The organism is Campylobacter sp. CCUG 57310 (genome assembly GCF_013201975.1).
In the GTDB taxonomy this organism is placed as follows: Bacteria; Campylobacterota; Campylobacteria; order Campylobacterales; family Campylobacteraceae; genus Campylobacter_A; species Campylobacter_A canis.
This window is the reverse complement of sequence record NZ_CP053845.1, coordinates 30,303-46,551: the sequence shown is the minus strand read 5'-3', so window position 1 is coordinate 46,551 and position 16,249 is coordinate 30,303. Positions and strand designations below refer to the sequence as shown.

25 protein-coding genes are annotated in these 16,249 nt (G+C 39.2%); 4 read left to right on the top strand and 21 right to left on the bottom strand.

Features of this window, described 5'->3' with window-relative positions:
* The first annotated feature begins 21 nt into the window (after positions 1-21).
* The 3 genes from CORI_RS10630 to CORI_RS10620 are packed head-to-tail and all read left to right on the top strand — an operon-like array spanning position 22 to position 536.
* Positions 22-303: a ClbS/DfsB family four-helix bundle protein gene (locus tag CORI_RS10630; RefSeq protein WP_254064934.1), complete on the top strand. Its 282-nt coding sequence runs from the start codon at positions 22-24 to the stop codon at positions 301-303.
* A 39-nt stretch (positions 304-342) separates the two neighbouring features.
* The gene (locus CORI_RS10625; RefSeq protein WP_254064933.1) at positions 343-495 is read left to right on the top strand and encodes a ClbS/DfsB family four-helix bundle protein; all 153 of its coding nucleotides are present in this window, start codon (positions 343-345) and stop codon (positions 493-495) included.
* Entirely contained in the window at positions 459-536 is a 78-nt protein-coding gene (locus CORI_RS10620; protein ID WP_254064966.1) for a hypothetical protein, read from the top strand. The genes CORI_RS10625 and CORI_RS10620 overlap by 37 nt, the downstream gene beginning before the upstream one ends.
* A 22-nt stretch (positions 537-558) precedes the next feature.
* On the opposite strand, the gene CORI_RS00320 is transcribed toward CORI_RS10620, so the two are convergent.
* From CORI_RS00320 to CORI_RS00275, 10 genes are all read right to left on the bottom strand, one after another.
* Positions 559-1,353, bottom strand: a complete 795-nt coding sequence (locus CORI_RS00320) for an undecaprenyl-diphosphate phosphatase (protein WP_173030339.1) — start codon at positions 1,351-1,353, stop codon at positions 559-561.
* Between the two features lie 49 nt (positions 1,354-1,402).
* Positions 1,403-3,316, bottom strand: coding sequence for a transketolase (tkt, locus tag CORI_RS00315; RefSeq protein ID WP_173030338.1), 1,914 nt, complete (start codon positions 3,314-3,316; stop codon positions 1,403-1,405).
* Between the two features lie 19 nt (positions 3,317-3,335).
* Complete coding sequence (locus tag CORI_RS00310; protein ID WP_173031888.1) at positions 3,336-4,238, bottom strand: polyprenyl synthetase family protein; 903 nt, start codon at positions 4,236-4,238, stop codon at positions 3,336-3,338.
* Positions 4,238-5,320 carry a PDZ domain-containing protein gene (locus tag CORI_RS00305; RefSeq protein ID WP_173030337.1) on the bottom strand — a complete coding sequence of 361 codons (1,083 nt, stop codon included), beginning with the start codon at positions 5,318-5,320 and terminating at the stop codon, positions 4,238-4,240. Before CORI_RS00305 ends, CORI_RS00310 begins: the two co-directional genes overlap by 1 nt.
* Positions 5,317-5,631 (bottom strand): YbaB/EbfC family nucleoid-associated protein, encoded by a 315-nt coding sequence (locus CORI_RS00300; protein WP_169941697.1) that lies wholly within the window; start codon positions 5,629-5,631, stop codon positions 5,317-5,319. The genes CORI_RS00305 and CORI_RS00300 overlap by 4 nt, the downstream gene beginning before the upstream one ends.
* A gap of 144 nt (positions 5,632-5,775) precedes the next feature.
* The gene (gene panD, locus CORI_RS00295; protein WP_169941699.1) at positions 5,776-6,120 is read right to left on the bottom strand and encodes an aspartate 1-decarboxylase; all 345 of its coding nucleotides are present in this window, start codon (positions 6,118-6,120) and stop codon (positions 5,776-5,778) included.
* Positions 6,121-6,172: 52 nt separating this feature from the next.
* The gene (locus CORI_RS00290; RefSeq protein WP_173030336.1) at positions 6,173-7,465 is read right to left on the bottom strand and encodes a UDP-N-acetylmuramoyl-L-alanyl-D-glutamate--2,6-diaminopimelate ligase; all 1,293 of its coding nucleotides are present in this window, start codon (positions 7,463-7,465) and stop codon (positions 6,173-6,175) included.
* Positions 7,449-7,997: a histidine kinase gene (locus tag CORI_RS00285; RefSeq protein WP_173030335.1), complete on the bottom strand. Its 549-nt coding sequence runs from the start codon at positions 7,995-7,997 to the stop codon at positions 7,449-7,451. Before CORI_RS00285 ends, CORI_RS00290 begins: the two co-directional genes overlap by 17 nt.
* Positions 7,994-8,263, bottom strand: a complete 270-nt coding sequence (locus tag CORI_RS00280) for a NifU family protein (RefSeq protein ID WP_169941705.1) — start codon at positions 8,261-8,263, stop codon at positions 7,994-7,996. Before CORI_RS00280 ends, CORI_RS00285 begins: the two co-directional genes overlap by 4 nt.
* Before the next feature lie 112 nt (positions 8,264-8,375).
* Positions 8,376-9,296, bottom strand: a complete 921-nt coding sequence (locus CORI_RS00275; RefSeq protein WP_173030334.1) for an ABC transporter substrate-binding protein — start codon at positions 9,294-9,296, stop codon at positions 8,376-8,378.
* A 118-nt stretch (positions 9,297-9,414) separates the two neighbouring features.
* Between CORI_RS00275 and CORI_RS00270 the strand changes: the two genes are divergently transcribed.
* Positions 9,415-9,870 (top strand): GNAT family N-acetyltransferase, encoded by a 456-nt coding sequence (locus CORI_RS00270; protein WP_173030333.1) that lies wholly within the window; start codon positions 9,415-9,417, stop codon positions 9,868-9,870.
* On the opposite strand, the gene CORI_RS00265 is transcribed toward CORI_RS00270, so the two are convergent.
* The 11 genes from CORI_RS00265 to map form a co-directional block, all read right to left on the bottom strand.
* On the bottom strand, positions 9,856-10,548 hold the full coding sequence (locus CORI_RS00265) for an ABC transporter ATP-binding protein (RefSeq protein WP_173030332.1): 693 nt from the start codon (positions 10,546-10,548) through the stop codon (positions 9,856-9,858). The two genes, CORI_RS00270 and CORI_RS00265, sit on opposite strands and share 15 nt — an antisense overlap.
* Complete coding sequence (locus CORI_RS00260) at positions 10,545-11,294, bottom strand: ABC transporter permease (RefSeq protein ID WP_173030331.1); 750 nt, start codon at positions 11,292-11,294, stop codon at positions 10,545-10,547. Before CORI_RS00260 ends, CORI_RS00265 begins: the two co-directional genes overlap by 4 nt.
* The gene (locus CORI_RS00255) at positions 11,291-11,902 is read right to left on the bottom strand and encodes a hypothetical protein (RefSeq protein ID WP_173030330.1); all 612 of its coding nucleotides are present in this window, start codon (positions 11,900-11,902) and stop codon (positions 11,291-11,293) included. The genes CORI_RS00260 and CORI_RS00255 overlap by 4 nt, the downstream gene beginning before the upstream one ends.
* A 151-nt stretch (positions 11,903-12,053) precedes the next feature.
* Positions 12,054-12,410, bottom strand: a complete 357-nt coding sequence (gene rplQ / locus CORI_RS00250; RefSeq protein WP_173030329.1) for a 50S ribosomal protein L17 — start codon at positions 12,408-12,410, stop codon at positions 12,054-12,056.
* A gap of 10 nt (positions 12,411-12,420) precedes the next feature.
* A complete protein-coding gene (locus CORI_RS00245; RefSeq protein WP_173030328.1) occupies positions 12,421-13,440 on the bottom strand; it encodes a DNA-directed RNA polymerase subunit alpha in 1,020 nt (339 codons plus the stop codon).
* Between the two features lie 14 nt (positions 13,441-13,454).
* Positions 13,455-14,081 (bottom strand): 30S ribosomal protein S4, encoded by a 627-nt coding sequence (rpsD, locus tag CORI_RS00240; RefSeq protein WP_169941720.1) that lies wholly within the window; start codon positions 14,079-14,081, stop codon positions 13,455-13,457.
* Between the two features lie 22 nt (positions 14,082-14,103).
* The gene (rpsK, locus tag CORI_RS00235; RefSeq protein WP_173030327.1) at positions 14,104-14,496 is read right to left on the bottom strand and encodes a 30S ribosomal protein S11; all 393 of its coding nucleotides are present in this window, start codon (positions 14,494-14,496) and stop codon (positions 14,104-14,106) included.
* A 9-nt stretch (positions 14,497-14,505) separates the two neighbouring features.
* Positions 14,506-14,874 (bottom strand): 30S ribosomal protein S13, encoded by a 369-nt coding sequence (gene rpsM, locus CORI_RS00230; RefSeq protein ID WP_169941724.1) that lies wholly within the window; start codon positions 14,872-14,874, stop codon positions 14,506-14,508.
* 4 nt (positions 14,875-14,878) lie between these two features.
* On the bottom strand, positions 14,879-14,992 hold the full coding sequence (rpmJ, locus tag CORI_RS00225) for a 50S ribosomal protein L36 (protein ID WP_169941726.1): 114 nt from the start codon (positions 14,990-14,992) through the stop codon (positions 14,879-14,881).
* A 159-nt stretch (positions 14,993-15,151) separates the two neighbouring features.
* Complete coding sequence (gene infA, locus CORI_RS00220) at positions 15,152-15,370, bottom strand: translation initiation factor IF-1 (protein ID WP_002943098.1); 219 nt, start codon at positions 15,368-15,370, stop codon at positions 15,152-15,154.
* Positions 15,371-15,489: 119 nt separating this feature from the next.
* The gene (gene map / locus CORI_RS00215) at positions 15,490-16,248 is read right to left on the bottom strand and encodes a type I methionyl aminopeptidase (RefSeq protein WP_173030326.1); all 759 of its coding nucleotides are present in this window, start codon (positions 16,246-16,248) and stop codon (positions 15,490-15,492) included.
* Between the last annotated feature and the right edge of the window lies 1 nt (position 16,249).

Below are 16,249 nucleotides of genomic sequence, written 5' to 3'. Positions count from 1 at the left end.
ATTTTAGGTAAAGGATGAGCTGTGCCAAGACCTACCACAAAAGACGATCTGATCTCGCTTGCGAATGGAAATTTTATTAAGCTTTTTGATCTTATCGAATCTATGAGCGCAGAAGAGCAGGAGATGAAATTTAACTTTGAAGATAGAGATAAAAATATAAAAGATGTGCTTATACATCTTTACGAGTGGCATATTTTGCTTTTAAATTTCATCAGATCAAATCAAAATTCAAAAGAGATAAAGCCGTTTTTACCACATCCTTACAACTGGCGAACATATCCGAAGATGAATATTGAAATTTAGCAAAAACACCAAAACACACCACTTGATACAGCTAAAATTTTGCTAAAAAATAGCCACAAAGAGGCTATGAAAGCAGTTGATAAATTCAGCGATGAAGAGCTTTTACTAAAGGCAAATTTGCCTATACTCTTGGCTCTACGCTTGGAAGTTACTGTATATCAGCCACCTCTTCACACTATGATTGGGCAATAAAGAAGATAAAAAAGCACAAAAAGAGTTTTAAGAAGCTATAAGTACAAAGCCAGGCAAATCAACTTATACAAACATCAAAAACAAAAACACACCTAAAACAAGTCTGTAAACAACAAAAGGAAGCATACTCATCTTAGAGATAACCACCATAAACAGCTTCACGCACAGATAAGCACTCACTGCACTTACAGCCATAGCTATAGCAAGATCTCCCCAAGCGACCGCCTCTTTAAGCCTTACAAGCTTAACCGCTTCAAGCCCGCCCGCAAGCAAAATAACGGGTATGGACATAAGAAAAGAGAAATTTGCGCTTCCTGTTCTGCTAAATCCTAAAAATAGTGCCGCACTCATAGTAATGCCCGAGCGAGAAACACCCGGAATAAGAGCTAAAATTTGAGCCGTACCGATGATAAGAGCAAGTTTAATCGTCATATCATATTCGCTTTTTAAGCCGTGATTTTTATCTGCAAAATAAAGCACGACACCAAAAATTATAGTCGTAAATGCTATAACAATGCCGCTTCTTGCGTAATTTTCGATAAAGTCATTCAAGAGTAAGCCCGCAAGCCCCACAGGGATCGTCGCAAATCCGACCGACCAGGCAAGCGCACTATCGCCAACTTTTTTGCGCGCCTTAATAGAAGCAAAAAAGTCGCTTAAAAGCGGCAATATCCTATCTTTAAAATAAAACAAAATCGCCGCAAGAGTGCCTACATGCACCGCCACGTCAAAGGCAAGCCCCTGATCGCTCCAGCCTAGGAGTTTTGGTACCAGCACGAGGTGAGCGGAGCTTGATATGGGCAAAAACTCGCTTATGCCTTGAATGAGTGCAAGCAAGATGATATGTGAAATTTCCATTAAAGGCCTCTCTTTTCTAAAATTTCACCGAACACTTTAACTTCAAATTTCACTTAACGGCTTGCATAGCAAATTTACAAAGCTTTTCAGGGCTAAATCCAAAATGATCAAACAGCATTTCAGCCTTGCCGCTTTCGCCAAAACTTTGCATTCCATAGACGATATCGGCGAACTTATACCACTCCATCGCGGTTGCAGCCTCAACGGCTATGATTTTGGTGTTTGGATCTAAAATTTTATCCACATACTCTTTAGGCTGCTTGCAAAGCAAGTCAAAACAAGGCGCAGAGACCACGTTTGCGCCTACGTCGTTTTCTTTGAGTAAATTTGCAGCTTTTACACACAAGCTCACTTCGCTACCGCTTGATACAAATGTGATTTTTGCATTTGGCTGAGATTTAAGAAGATAAGCTCCGTTTTCAACGCTACCGAATTCTCCGCTTTGCAGAGGATCAAGTCCTTGACGAGAACACACAAACGCGCAAGGAGCGCTTAAATTTAAAGCGACTTGCCAGCATTTGGCGTTTTCATTACCATCGGCAGGACGGAATGTGTAAAAATTCGGCATAGCTCTAAACTGACTTAGTTGCTCTATAGGCTGATGAGTAGGTCCGTCTTCACCCACACCGATACTATCGTGAGTGAAAACGAAAAAGTGTTTAATGCCCATAAGTGCGGCTATCCTAGCACTTGGCTTGAGATAGTCGCTAAATATAAAAAATGTCGCCGAAAACGGCAAAAATAGTCCGTATCTGGCAAAGGCGTTATTTATCGCAGCCATTGCATGCTCACGAATTCCGTAGTGGATATTGCGACCGTTTGGAAAATCGCCCATGCCTTTTAATTCGGTCTTGTTTGAAGGTGCTAAATCAGCGCTTCCGCCGATAAATCCGGGTAAGACTTTGGCGATCTCGTTCATGATTACGCCGTTGCTATCCCTTGTGGCTACTTTTTTATCGGTAAAATCAGGGAAATTTATCTTTGAAAAATCAGGATTTAAAAGCGAATTTAAAATTTTCTTGCTATCCGCGCTTAATTTTTCTATCTGTTTATTCCATAAAGCCTCTGCCAAATCGCCTTTTTCCACAGCGGCTCTAAATCTAAAAAGCACGTCTTCATCTATGGCAAATTTTGCCTCCGGGTCAAATCCCGCAGCCGTTTTTGCCGCCTTGATCACATCTTCACCAAGCGGTGCGCCGTGACTATGATGACTTCCTTCAAGCTCGCCCGCACCCTTTGCGATGCGAGTGTTTGCGATAATGAGATAAGGACACTCCTTCTCCTTTGCCTGCTCGAGCGCGAACTCTATCTCATCGTAATCATGCCCGTTGATACGAGCCACGTCCCAGCCTTGGGCTTCAAAGCGCGCCTTTACGTCCTCGCTCCACGCTATAGAAGTGTCGCCTTCGATAGTTATATTGTTTGAGTCATAAATCACGACTAAATTATCAAGCTTTAAATTTCCGGCTATCGCACACGCTTCATAGCTTATACCCTCTTGTAAATCCCCGTCACCGCAAAGACAATACACCTTATGATTTATTACCTCGTTATCAGGCAAATTTAACAAATTCGCAGCATATTTTGCGGCCATAGCAAACCCAACCGCATTAGCGATCCCTTGTCCAAGAGGACCGGTTGCCACTTCAACGCCTTTTGTGTGAATTTCAGGGTGTCCCGGCGTAAGAGAGCCGAGCTGACGGAAATTTTTAAGCTCGTCAAGGCTTAGATCATATCCGCTTAGATGTAAAAAGCTATAAACCAAACTGCTTGCATGCCCGCCGCTAAAAACAAGCCTATCGCGATTAAGCCAGTTTGGATTTTTTGGATTGTGATTTAAAAATTTCATAAGCACGACCATGATATCCGCTAACCCCATCGGTGCTCCCGGGTGGCCGCTATTTGCCTTTTGAACCATATCCGCACATAAAAATCTTATAGTGTCCGCTTGTTTTTTTAACATCTTCATTCCCTTCTTAAAATTAACGCAAATGCTTATCTATCAAATTTAAGATCATCTCGCCCAATTTAGGCTCAAATTCCCTTAAATCGTCTTGAATTTTATCTATCATTTTGTTTTTTGTCTCTATGGCTTCTTTGACGCCGAGTAAATTTGTAAATGAGTTTTTCATGCCGTCGTTTCCGGTAGGCTTGCCCGCTTCATTTGCACTCGTAGTGGCATCGATGATGTCATCTTGAATTTGAAATGCAAGACCCAGGTCAAGTCCGATTTGATAAATTTTCTCGCACACCTCATCGCTCATCTGAGCTATTACGCAGCCTGCTTTTAAGCTAGCGGCGATTAGCTTTGCGGTTTTATGGATATGCAAGAAGGTAAGCTCCTCTAAATTTAGCCGCCTTTCCGCCACTTTAAATTTCTCTCTCACGGCTTTTGCTTTTTGGCTCGTTTCAAAAAAGCAATCAATCGCTTGCCCCAAAACCATGCCCGATACGCCTGCGTTTAGCGATAAAATTTCAACGCATTTTAAAGCTGTTTTAGGATCTAAATTCGCCTTTGAAATTTGATAAAAAGCGTGAGTATTTAAGCCGTCTCCAACCAAAATCGCCGTTACGTCGTCGTATTTAACATGCAATGTAGGCTTTCCGCGTCTAAGGTCTGAATCATCCATCAAAGGTAGATCATCATGCACAAGCGAATATGTATGCATAAGCTCAAATCCCAAAGCCACGTCAAAAGCGCTCTTTAGCATCTCAGGCTTTAGTGCATTTACTACGCCAAGCACAAGCATAGCTCGAAAATGCTTGCCTCCCGCAAGAAGCATGTATTTTAAAGCTTCATCGAAATTTGGATGAAAACTAGGCGCGCTTGGCAAATTTTCTCGTAAAAAAGACTTAAATTCCTCTAGTAAATTTTCGCTTCTCATCATCTTGCTTTATAGAAAAAATCAAATCCGTTTCGCCTAAACAGCAAGATATGCTCGGCGCTGTTTTTTGATGTTAGCTTGATGGCGTCGTTGCGATTTTTCACTTGATTTTTACCAACCTGTATCAGCTTATCGCCTGTTTTGATGCCGAAATTTGCCGCTTTTGAGCCTTCATCTACCTTATTAACGTTTAGCTGTGTGTCAAGAGTTATGCCTTGCGTTTTGAAAAAATCATTAGTCGTATTTGCCTGCTTTATCTCTTTTGTCTCTTGGCTCTTAACATCAGGCTTCATCTCATCTTTGGATTTTTTATCTTTTGGGCTAGCCGAGTCCGAAACGGCTATGTTAAATCTTTCGACAACTCCGTCGCGCATAATCTCAAAAGTTAAAATTTCGCCCTTTTTAGCAAATAAAATTCTCTCATTTAGCTCTCTTAAGGTTTTAAATTTCTCTTTATTTATAGATAAAATTTCATCTTTTGCCATGAGAGCTTGACCTCGCCCGAGCTGCTCTACGCTTTTTACGTAAAATTTGCCGTCCATTGCCTCGAATATAGCCCCGACGTCGCCGTAATAAACATCTGGATAAGCTATAAAGTGTCTTAAGTATCTATTCGGGATAAATTTGTTTCCGCCCACGCTAATGCCTCTTAGGTTGCAGCATGCCGATAGCACGGCTGTAGTATCATTTACGTCAAAAGTAAGCGTATCAAGCTCGCCAAGCCTTTCTCCAAGAGATTTGACGTGCCCGTAAACGGTTGAGTTGATATCCTTTGTAACACTCACCCAATCGCTTTTTTTAGTTCTATTATCCTCGCTCATCTTGATAGGATCAAGGCTCACATCCGAAGCGACCAGATAAAGCCCTAAAAAAGGATCAAATTTTATGTAGTTTCTAAGCGGCATCTCATCTTTTTTTACAACCGCGATTAGATTAGGGCTAAGTGCGATGCCTTCATGACCTGCGACGTTTACTATACTTGGGAGGTTTTTTTCGTAGCAGGCGTTAAAATCATCTTGAGTCGGGCGCGGTGCGCTAAAAGCCAATGCACATAAAGATATGAGAAATAAAATTTTTCTCATTTGCCGCCCATTCCCGCAAATCCGCCAAGCATCTTTGCGGCAAGATGCCTTTTATCATCCTCGACCATTTTCATCACGTCATTTACCGCGCTAATCAGTAAAATCTGCAAACTCTCCTTATCTTCAAGCAGACTATCGTCTATCGTGATGTCAAGCAGTTCGCCCTTGCCGTTTGCTTTGACACTGATAAGTCCGCCACCGCTTTTTACGCTAAATTCTCTGCTTGAAGTCTCATTTTCAAGCTCGCGCGCCTTTTTTTGAACCTCTTCAAGCATATGGTTCATTTTCGATAAATCAAGTCCTTCAAACATAAAAAATCCTTTTCAATTTTGCTTGATTATAACAAATTTGAGCTTATATATTTTTTTCAAACAGCTTGCAAGCTAAGCGTAAAATCAAAATTTATGAGCTTTTTAAGCGGAATAAAAAATAAAATTTTAAGCAAATTTGTTTAATCAAACTATCTCGTTTTTTTCATTTACATGAACTATCGTGGGCTCAAATTTTTTAGCTTTTTTAAATTTCATAGTTGCGTAAGCTACGATTATAACTACATCACCGATACAAACTTTTCTTGCAGCAGCGCCGTTTAAGCAAATTTCGCCTTTTTTATCGCCTTTTATGACATATGTGGAAAATCTCTCGCCGTTATTTACGTTTAGAATTTCGACCTTTTGAAATTCCGTTAAATTTGCAGCATTTATAAGCTCTTCATCGATGGTTATAGAGCCTACGTAGTTTAAATTCGCATCCGTTACAACGGCTCTGTGGATTTTACTTGCTAAAACTTCTACTCTCAAAAAAACTCCTTATTTATCTCACGCCAAAAATTAGGTCAAATTTCGCAGGCAATTATCTATCTTTTCTTCCCAAAAATTCCAAAACGACCTCCTTATCGCTAAAAGGATATTTAACCCCTTTTATCTCCTGATAAGGCTCATCTCCTTTGCCCAAAATCACTAAAATTTGCCCTTCTTTTAGGCTTTTTAGCCCGATTTCAATCGCTTTTTTGCGATCAGGCTCGCAGATAACGGTATCGTTCATTTGCATGCCGTTATATATCTGCTGGATGATTGACATCGGCTCTTCGCTTCTTGGATTATCGCTTGTTACTATGCAAAGCTTTGCAAAATGCTGCACGATAGAGCCCATCTTAGGGCGCTTGGTGTTATCCCTATCGCCTCCGGCTCCAAAAACGACAACTTGCTCATAGTGGCAAAGTGCGCTCAAAACTTTCTCGATCCCATCGGGCGTATGAGCAAAATCAACGATGACAAGAGGATCTTGGCTAACAACCTCCATCCTGCCCTCAACGCCGCCAAAATTACTAACCGCAGATGAAATCTCCTCGCAACTCTTATCCGTTAAGCTCACAACGCAAGCGGTAGCGGCGATAAGGTTATAGAGGTTAAATTCGCCCTGCAAATTCGAAGCTATCTCAAGATCGCCTTTTGGGGTTTTAATAATAGCGTTTATGCCGTTTTTTAGCCCGTAAGCGAGAGGCGAAAATGATGCGTGCTTTCTAAGAGAGTAAGTAAGCGCATTTTTAGCGTTAAATTTCAAATTTCCGTCATCTATGTTTATGATTTTTAAGCTGTCATCTTCAAAAAAGCTGCTTTTGACGCGCGCATACTCTTCAAATGTTTTGTGATAATCAAGATGATCTTGGGTTAAATTCGTAAAAATTTTAGCTGCAAATTTAAGCTCTTCTATGCGATTTTGATCTATCGCGTGAGAGCTTACCTCCATCACGAAATACTCGCATTTTTGCTCACCGGCGGATTTTAAATAACTAAGCGTGCGTAAAATTTCGCTTGTGGTAAGCGCCTTTTGATCTATTCGCTCATCATTTATAAAAGCTCCGCGAGTTCCGCAAAGTCCGCACTTATAACCCAAATCAAGCAAGATAGAATAAATCGCCGCAGCCGTTGTCGTCTTGCCGTTTGTGCCTGTTATGCCTATTATCTTGATATTTTCATCTATGTTTAAGAGCTTTTTACACTCCTTTAGGCTGATGATTTTAGCGCCTTTGTCTATAGCGTTTTGAGTAAATTTCGAGTTTGTGTGAGTTTGGACAAACAAACACCCCTCTTCGCATTCGTTTGAATTGTCCGTGATAAATGAATTTTCAATGTAAATTTTCACTTTTGCGCCTTTTGTTTATCTCGCAAATCAAAGAGTTTAACCTCTCGTCGCCAGCAAATAACACAGCCGCGCTTTCAAGGTAGTTTAATCCCATCTCTATAAAATCATTTTTAATTAAATTTTCTAAAAAGTCCAAAAAATCATCGCGATTGTTTATCATAACTCGAGTTGAGAACATTATATCTTCAAAAACGCTTTTGAAATTTCCCTCTTTTTTAACCGCATCCATAAAATCATCATAACTTATGGCGTTTTGAGCTTCAAGCTCGTCTTTTTCGTCAAATTTAGACTCCAAAGTGGCTAAAATTTCGTCCAAATCTTCAGCGCTCATGCCGACTTTTTCTTTAACTTTAAAAATTTCAAACAGCATCATGGCTTCATCGTGTCTGGTTTTAGCAAGCGAGCAAATCATGATAAAAAACAAAAGCCTTTTATCCTTTTTTTTATCGTAAGCCAAAGAAAAATAATTTATAGCCTCGTCAAAGCTGCCTTTATAAAAGGCCTTGATACCAAGTTTTTTATAATCAATCAATCTAATCTTACCTCTTCTCCGATAGGGATATTTATTACCTCAAGTTCGGGGTGAATATCCATTCTAAGCTGTCTTTCGATACCATATTTAAGAGTAGTTCCGCTGGCTGCACAACCGTGGCAATGCCCCGTTAAGCGAACATAAACTTTGCCGTTTTTTATACCCAAAAGCTCCATGCCGCCGCCGTCTCGCTCAAGCATAGGCATTACTTTTTGTAAGCTTGCGCTAACAGGCTTTAAAAGCTCTTCATCTGTAAATGGGATCATCTCTTGCCCTTTGTTTTTGCTTGAATTATACACCTACTTTGGCAAAATAAATTTTAAATTTTAGAAGTTTCGGGAGTTTTTAAGGTTTAAGGGCGAATCCGCCCTTAAAATTTTAGTTTAACAGAAGTGATTTTATGTCTATTTTTTGCTCTATCATCTTGCTTTCAAGCATAAATTCCTGAGTAGCCTCAAGCGCTTTTATATCTTCAGCCGTGATCTTTGAGCTAAAATCATACTGAGGATACATGCTTTTAACGGCCTCTATGCTAAGTCCTGTCTCTTCGGCGGTAAATTTAAGGGCCTCTTCTTCGTTTGCTTTTATAAAATCTAAAATTTCATCTTGAGTCTTTTTAAATTTTTCAACTAAATCTTTGTGCTTCTTATAAAACTCTCCGCTTGTCGCAGTTACTATCACGGGGCTTATCACGCCTTTGCCCGTAGTTACGATGTGAAGTCCAGATTTTTGTGCGTTATGGGCGGCAGGTCCCGCTAAAAGCGCCATATCAACGCTTCCGTTTTCAAGTGCGGCTTGCGCAGGCGGGATACCCATAGATATAAACTCAACGTCGTTTATACTAAGTCCTCCAAGCGCAAGGTATCTAACCAAAAGCTCGTTTAATATCGTGCCTTTTGGTCCTGCGATCTTTTTGTCTTTTAGATCTTTTGGCGATTTTATGCTTTTATCTTTTGCAAATATCACAAAAGCTTCAGGCGCTCTTGAATACGCGCTTATGATCTTGATGTCAGCCTTGTTTGCAGCCGCCAAAATAACCGAAGTGCCACCCACGCAGTTAAGAAACTGAAGCGAATTTGACGCAAGCGCTTGAGTCTGCTTGGCTCCTGAGGTTATCTCAAAGTATTCAACTGGCACGCCAAATGATTTGGCGTAAAAGCCTTTGAATTTATCGACGATTGACGGGACGTTTAGCGGCGATTTGACGTAAGTTATGCCGATTTTGTCTAAGCCTTCTTTAGCGTTTGCAATAGAGCAAAGCAAAGAAAACGCACATAAAATTTTAAAAATTTTTCTCATCTTTTCTCCTTTTTGATATTTTAAAATAAAATTATATAAAAACTTAACTTTATCTTGGTTTTAATTATCAATTACTATAATACTTTTTGCGAATTTCAAATCATTCAAAGGAGTAAAGATGAAAGATTTAGTTGTTTTGGAAAATTCCGGAAATTTCAATCCCGCAGATATCGATGAGATAATGCTAAGTATCGGTTGGGCGAGCAAAGAGCACACTAGAAAAGATATGCAGTGGGCACATTATGATATGTTTAGGACGTATGACTATGTCGCTATGGCCAAGCTTGGAGATAAGACGATCGGCACACTTGAAGCGTTTTGCGACAGGGATAATTTTGCAACTTCATATCTTTACTCGATCATGGTGCATAAAGACTATCAACACAAAGGCGTTGGAACTGCACTTATGGAGGCTTTCAACAAGAAATTTAAGCATACTACGACTTGGGTCGTAACGCCGATTAGCAAAGGCAAGGATGCGATCGCTTTTTTAGAGAAATTCGGCTTTAAGGATAACTCGGCAAATTTTGCCGTTTGCACTAGAATGCGAGATAGACCGCTAAATGTGAGCTAAAATTTCGCGCTTTAGCCTTATGAGATCGCCCTCAAGCAGATCTCTGGGCTTAGCTAAATTTGACAGATCATAGCTTGCTTTGATAGCGCCGTTTTCAAGCAGGATTATCTCATCGGCTAAAAACAGCGCTTCATCGATGTTGTGCGTTACAAAAAGGATGGTTTTATCCGTTTGAATCTTTAAAATTTCAGCCTGCATATTAGCTCTCGTAAAGGCGTCAAGCGCCGCAAAAGGCTCATCCATGAGGATCAAATTCGCCTCATACGCAAGCACTCTTGCAAGCGCCACGCGAGAAGCCATGCCGCCTGAAAGCTGAGAAGGCGCAGCGAATTTAAACTCGCTAAGCCCTATCGTGTCGATCAGTTTATCGATTTTGACCTCGTTTATCTCATGCTTTTTAAGCGAAAAAACGATATTTTCATATACGTTTAAAAAAGGCATGAGCCTAGCCTCTTGAAAAACAAATCCGATTTTAGCGCCTTGCTTGATATCAATCTCGCCTGCGGTTGGATTTTCAAGCCCCGAGATAAGACGCAAAAGAGTGGTTTTACCGCATCCGCTTCTACCAAGAACCACGGTAATTTTGTCTTTTTTTATAGCCAAATTTAAATTTTTTAAAATTTCAAAGCTCTTATCTTGGATAACAAAGCTCTTGGATAAATTTGATATTTGTATCATCTGCCCGCCTTTAAAGGCTCAAATTTGGATATGAGCTTTAAAAATATACGATCAATCAGCACCCCGCAAACTCCGATCGTAAAGATACCCACAAATATCCTATCCGCGCGCGAAAGTTCCTCTGCATCAAGGATAAGATAGCCAAGTCCGCTTGACGCCGCGATCATCTCAGCTCCTATGATAGCCCTCATCGCATATCCAAAGCCGATACGCATACCGACAAAGATATCTTTAAGCGCGCTTTTTAAGATGATTTTGTAAAAAATTTCAAATTTGCTAAAACCGAAAATTTTACCTACTTCAATAAGCTTAATATCGCAACTCGTTAGCCCCTTGGAGATACTTAAAAACATCGGAAAAAACGAAGCAAGAACGATGATGATAACTTTTGGAGTCTCGTTTATGCCAAACCAAAGCACCAAAATCGCAATCAGGCTAAGAGGCGGGATATTTCTAAAAAACTCCAAAATCCACTCGTAATAAGAGGTGATTTTAGGCTTGAGCGACGCAAGTCCGCCAAGAAGTAAAGCAAGCGCGAAAGCAAAAGCATAACCTATAAAAATGCGCTTAAAGCTAATGAGAGTGTGAGTCGCAAGCTCGCCGCTTAAAATCATGTTAAACATTGTTTTAAAAGTTGTAGCAGGACTTGGCAGGATATAGGCGGTAAAAATTTCAAGCTCGCAAACTATATGCCAAGCTGCAAATATAATAAAAATCAAGATGCTCTTTTTAAAAATTTGCCTCATAGACCGTCTCCGTTGTGACAGCCGTTTTCGCAGTGTAAAAGCTCTACGATCTGATAGCTCTTAAGCTCGTGAAATCTATAAGCAAAAGCATTTTCTATCTCGTCTTTGCTTTTTAAGCTTATGGCTTTAACGCCTAAATTTTCAAAAAATCCAACCGGAATAGGACTTGAATTTATCTTTGTGGCAGGCAAATTTATCTCATTTAGCTCTCTAAATTCTTTCCATGTCAAAAATGTGATTCGAGCCAAATTTAACCCTCTGCCAAGCTCGGCTAGATCCTCGCAAGGAGTAGTTATAAAAAGGTGTTCGTCATCTTTTAAATTTGCACTAAGCTCAAGTGCGCTCTCTATCAAAATAGGATTTGAGGTTGAAAATTCAGCTGTTTTATCTTTAAAATTCGAACTTATAAAATTTACGGCTCTTGGACATCTGGAGTCTAATATGAACTGTTTGGATTTTAATTCCGCTTTATATGAATTTTTAACATTTAAGATATGATTTACCTTGCACTCTACAATCTCAAATCCTTTGTCCGCAAGTAGCTTTTGCAAATTTTTTACTTGATACATACTTTTTACGACGGGATTTAGCCAAACTAATTTTTTCATAAGCTCTTTCGTTAAATTTATGAATAAACTTGATAATTAAACTTAAAATTGTATCTTTTGAAAATTTAAAATGAAGTAAAAATCGGATTTGAAAATATATTTTATACAGATTGTGTGGATTAAAATTTTAGAGAGCAGAAGCTCTCTAAAATTATTCGCTTACTAGCTCTATATAAGCCATTTCCGCAGCATCGCCGCGTCTTAAGCAAGTTTTGATTATTCTTGTATAACCACCGTTGCGTCCTACGAATTTAGGAGCAATCTCGGTAACTAGCTTATTTGTAGTCTCTTTATCTTGAAGACTTGCAAAAACGGCTCTATGAGCGTTACTATCGCCTTTTCTAGCTCTTGTTATAAGCTTTTCTATATAGCTTCTAAGCTCTTTTGCTTTTGGCAGAGTAGTCTCAATTTTTTCGCTTTTTATAATCGCGATTGCTAAATTTTTAAGCAATGCCGAGCGATGAGATGATGTTCTGCCTAATTTTCTATAACCATGTCTATGTCTCATTTATTTTCCTTTACTCGTTTGCACTCATTTGTGATTTCAGCTCAGCAATCTTCTTTTTGAGCTGGTCTTTGCCATCTTTTAGAACGTCGCTACCTACAGGATAACCGATCTCTTGCATGACGGCTTTTATCTCTTCAAGAGATTTTTTACCTAAATTTTTAAGCTCTTTTAACTCATTCTCATCCATTAAAGCAAGCTCACCGATAAATCTAACTTCAGCTCTATCAAGACAATTAAAGCTTCTAGCGCTTAAATTTAGTTCTTCAACGCTTTGAAGTAGTTTTGCATGGTCACTTCCTAAGGATGAATTGCTACCTACTTGAGAAGTTATATCAATCTCTAAAATACTTTTAAATACAGACATCTGCTGATACATGGCATCAACAGCATTCTTAAATGCCTCAATCGCACCCACTTGACCGTCAGTTGTGACAGTAAAGACTATCTTTTCATAGTCAGGATTATCTTCAACCAAAACATTTTCAATATCATATACTGCTTTTTTCACAGGAGTAAAGAAAGCATCAAGAGCTATATAATCCTCTTCCATTGCATCACGAATTTCTTCGCTTGGCACATATCCTATGCCTTTTTGGATAATAACAGAAAACTTTAAGTCGGCATCTTCATTAATAGTAGAAAGATAATCTTCAGGATTTACTATCTCAACCATATCATTGGCTAAATCTTTTCCCCTTATCTCTCTTGGTCCTTTAAAGGAATACTCTATAACTTCGCGCTCAGAATCGGTTTTAAGCTTAAATCTTAAATTTTTCAAATTTATAATAAACTGCGCGACATCTTCAAGCATGCCTCTCATAGAGTCAAACTCATGAGAAACACCTTCGATCTTAACGCCCGTAGGAGCAAATCCAACGGTGCTGCTATAAAGCAGACGGCGCAACGGATGAGCTAATGTTACGGCATATCCTGCTTCAAAAGGATAGGTCGTTATTTTAGCAACATTCTCGCTTATACTTTGAACCTCAATCTCTGTAGGCATATAAGCTGATGTAGTAATCTTTCTCATTATTACACCTCTTATTATTTAGAATAAAGCTCTACTATAAATCTTTCCTCTACAGGAATGACAACCTCTTCTCTTTCCGGTGTTCTTGTAAAAATTCCAAATTTTTTATCTTTTTCAACATCAACCCAAGAAACAATTCCAGTTTGAGCAGTAAGATCAATCGCTCGAACGATTTGAGGATTGTTTTTTGACTTCTCTACTATTTCTATCTTGGATCCAGCATCAACTCTATATGACGGAATATCTACTTTTTTACCATTTACCAATATATGTCCGTGAGTAACAAGTTGGCGAGCAAATCTTCTAGTTGTCGCAAAGCCCATTCTATAAACTACGTTATCAAGTCTTTGCTCTAAAAGTTGAACCAAAAGTGCACCCGTATTGCCCTCTCTTCTAGCCGCTTCTTGAAACAATCTTCTAAACTGCTTTTCAGAAATTCCATACATAAATTTAGCTTTTTGTTTTTCGCGAAGCTGTAATCCGTATTCGCTGATCTTAGCTCTTCTTTGTCCGTGCTGTCCCGGTGCATAAGGGCGTTTATCAAGCGCTGATTTACCCGCCAATCTTCTCTCGCCCTTAAGAGCCAAACTTACACCCAAACGTCTTTCTAATTTTTCAACAGGTCCTCTATATCTTGCCATAATAATTCTCCTAAATTTCTAATTACACGCGGCGGCGTTTTGGTGGTCTGCAACCATTGTGAGCAAGCGGAGTTATATCTTTAAGGAATACAACTTTAATACCTTCAATTGTACCTACGCTTTTCACGGCTGTTTCTCTACCGCTTCCGGGACCTTGAACTTTTATGCCCACCTCTTTAATTCCATGCTCTTTAGCTTTACTCATAGCATCTTCTACCGCTTGCTGAGCTGCATATGGAGTTGATTTTTTACTACCTTTAAAGCCAAGTGCGCCTGCACTGCTCCAGGCTATGGCATTGCCCATCTCATCGGTAACCGTAACCATAGTGTTGTTAAAAGTCGCACTTATATAAACAACACCTTTGGCAATACTTTTTCTTACTACTTTCTTTTTAGTTATCTTTCTTTTTGCCATCATCTATCCTTATTTTGTTGCAGAGCCAACAGTTTTTCGCTTACCTTTTCTGGTTCTAGCGTTTGTTTTAGTCTTTTGACCGCGCACCGGAAGACCCTTTCTATGGCGAAGACCTCTATAGCTTCCAAGATCCATAAGCGCTTTTATATCCATAGCAACGCTCTTTCTAAGATCACCTTCAACCACATGTTTCTCTTGGATCTCTTTACGAATAGCAGCAGCCTCATCTTCAGTTAGCTCATGAACTCTCTTATCATAAGAAATTCCGGTAGCCGTAAGAATCTCTCTTGATTTATGAAGGCCGATACCATAAATGTAAGTTAGACCATACTCAATTCTCTTTTTTTTCGGTAAATCTACACCTGCAATACGAGCCATTCTTTTATCCTTGTCTTTGTTTATGTTTTGGATTTTCACAAATTACGTGAACTATGCCTTTACGTTTGACAACTTTACATTTGTCACACATCTTCTTTACAGAAGGACGAACTTTCATCTTAGTCTCCTAAAAATTTATTCCACTTTTTTAGGGCTGCATCAGGTTTAAAGAAATTGTTAAACCAACTATTTTCAAAACAAGTGGTAGGCTTTGAAAACAATTCTTCATACAGCATTTGTTGCAAAGGGCTGATTTTAGCCAAATTTAGCTTTTATTTTACTTATGACGATAAATTATCCTGCCCTTGTCAAGACTATACGGCGTGAGTTCTACCTTTACCCTGTCTCCTGGCATTATCTTGATATAATGCATTCTCATCTTGCCTGCGATATGGCACAAAATGACATGCTTATTATCAAGTTCAACTTTAAAAGTTGCATTAGGTAGAGCCTCTATAACGTTACCGTCAATCTCTATGACGTCGTCTTTTGCCACTATTTTCCCCCTTTCATAAATTTAATTTTAAATTTTAACTCACCACAAATTAAAATTTTACAATTCACAAATCAAATTTGTAAACTGCAAAAACTTAGGCGATAAATTTGATATAAATTTTACACTTTGCTTAAAATTTCAGCTCTTCCGTTTATAATGGCAACACAGTGTTCATAATGGCTAGTTCTTAAACCGTCCTTGCTGGTTACTTTCCACTTATCATCGCCGACTATAGGAATGCCTTCTTTTTGACAAATCATTGGCTCTATGCAAAAAACCATTCCGTTTTTGATCTTTGGACCGGCTTTTGGGTTGTTTCCCTCTAAGTAGTTTGGCACTTCAGGCTCTTCGTGTGGGCGCTTGCCTATGCCGTGTCCGCAAAATCCTCTTAGCGGTACAAACCCTCTTGCAAGGATAAATTTCTCAAGCTCATAACTAAGCTCTTTAAAATGCATTCCCTCTCTTATGATATCAATGGCAAAATAAAGCGCATCTTTAGAGCAAGCTATTAAAGCTTCATCCTCTTTTGAAATTTGACCCACTCCGAATGTACGAGCAGAATCACCGAAAAAACCGTTTAAATTCGTGCCTATATCAACCCCGACTATATCGCCCTCTTGCAGGATTGTTTTATCAGGAATTCCGTGGATTACAACTTCATTTAGACTTATACAAGCTGCATTAGGAAAGCCGTAAAGTCCTTTGAAAGCAGGCTTTGCACCGGCTTTTATTATCATATCCTCACAAATCTTATCAATCTCAAGAAGTGAAATTCCAGGCTTTATAATACTTTCAACATAATCAAGAGTGCGAGCGACAATTTGATTTGCCGCTCTAAGTTTTTCAATTTCAGCCGGTTTTTTAAGCGAAATCGCCATT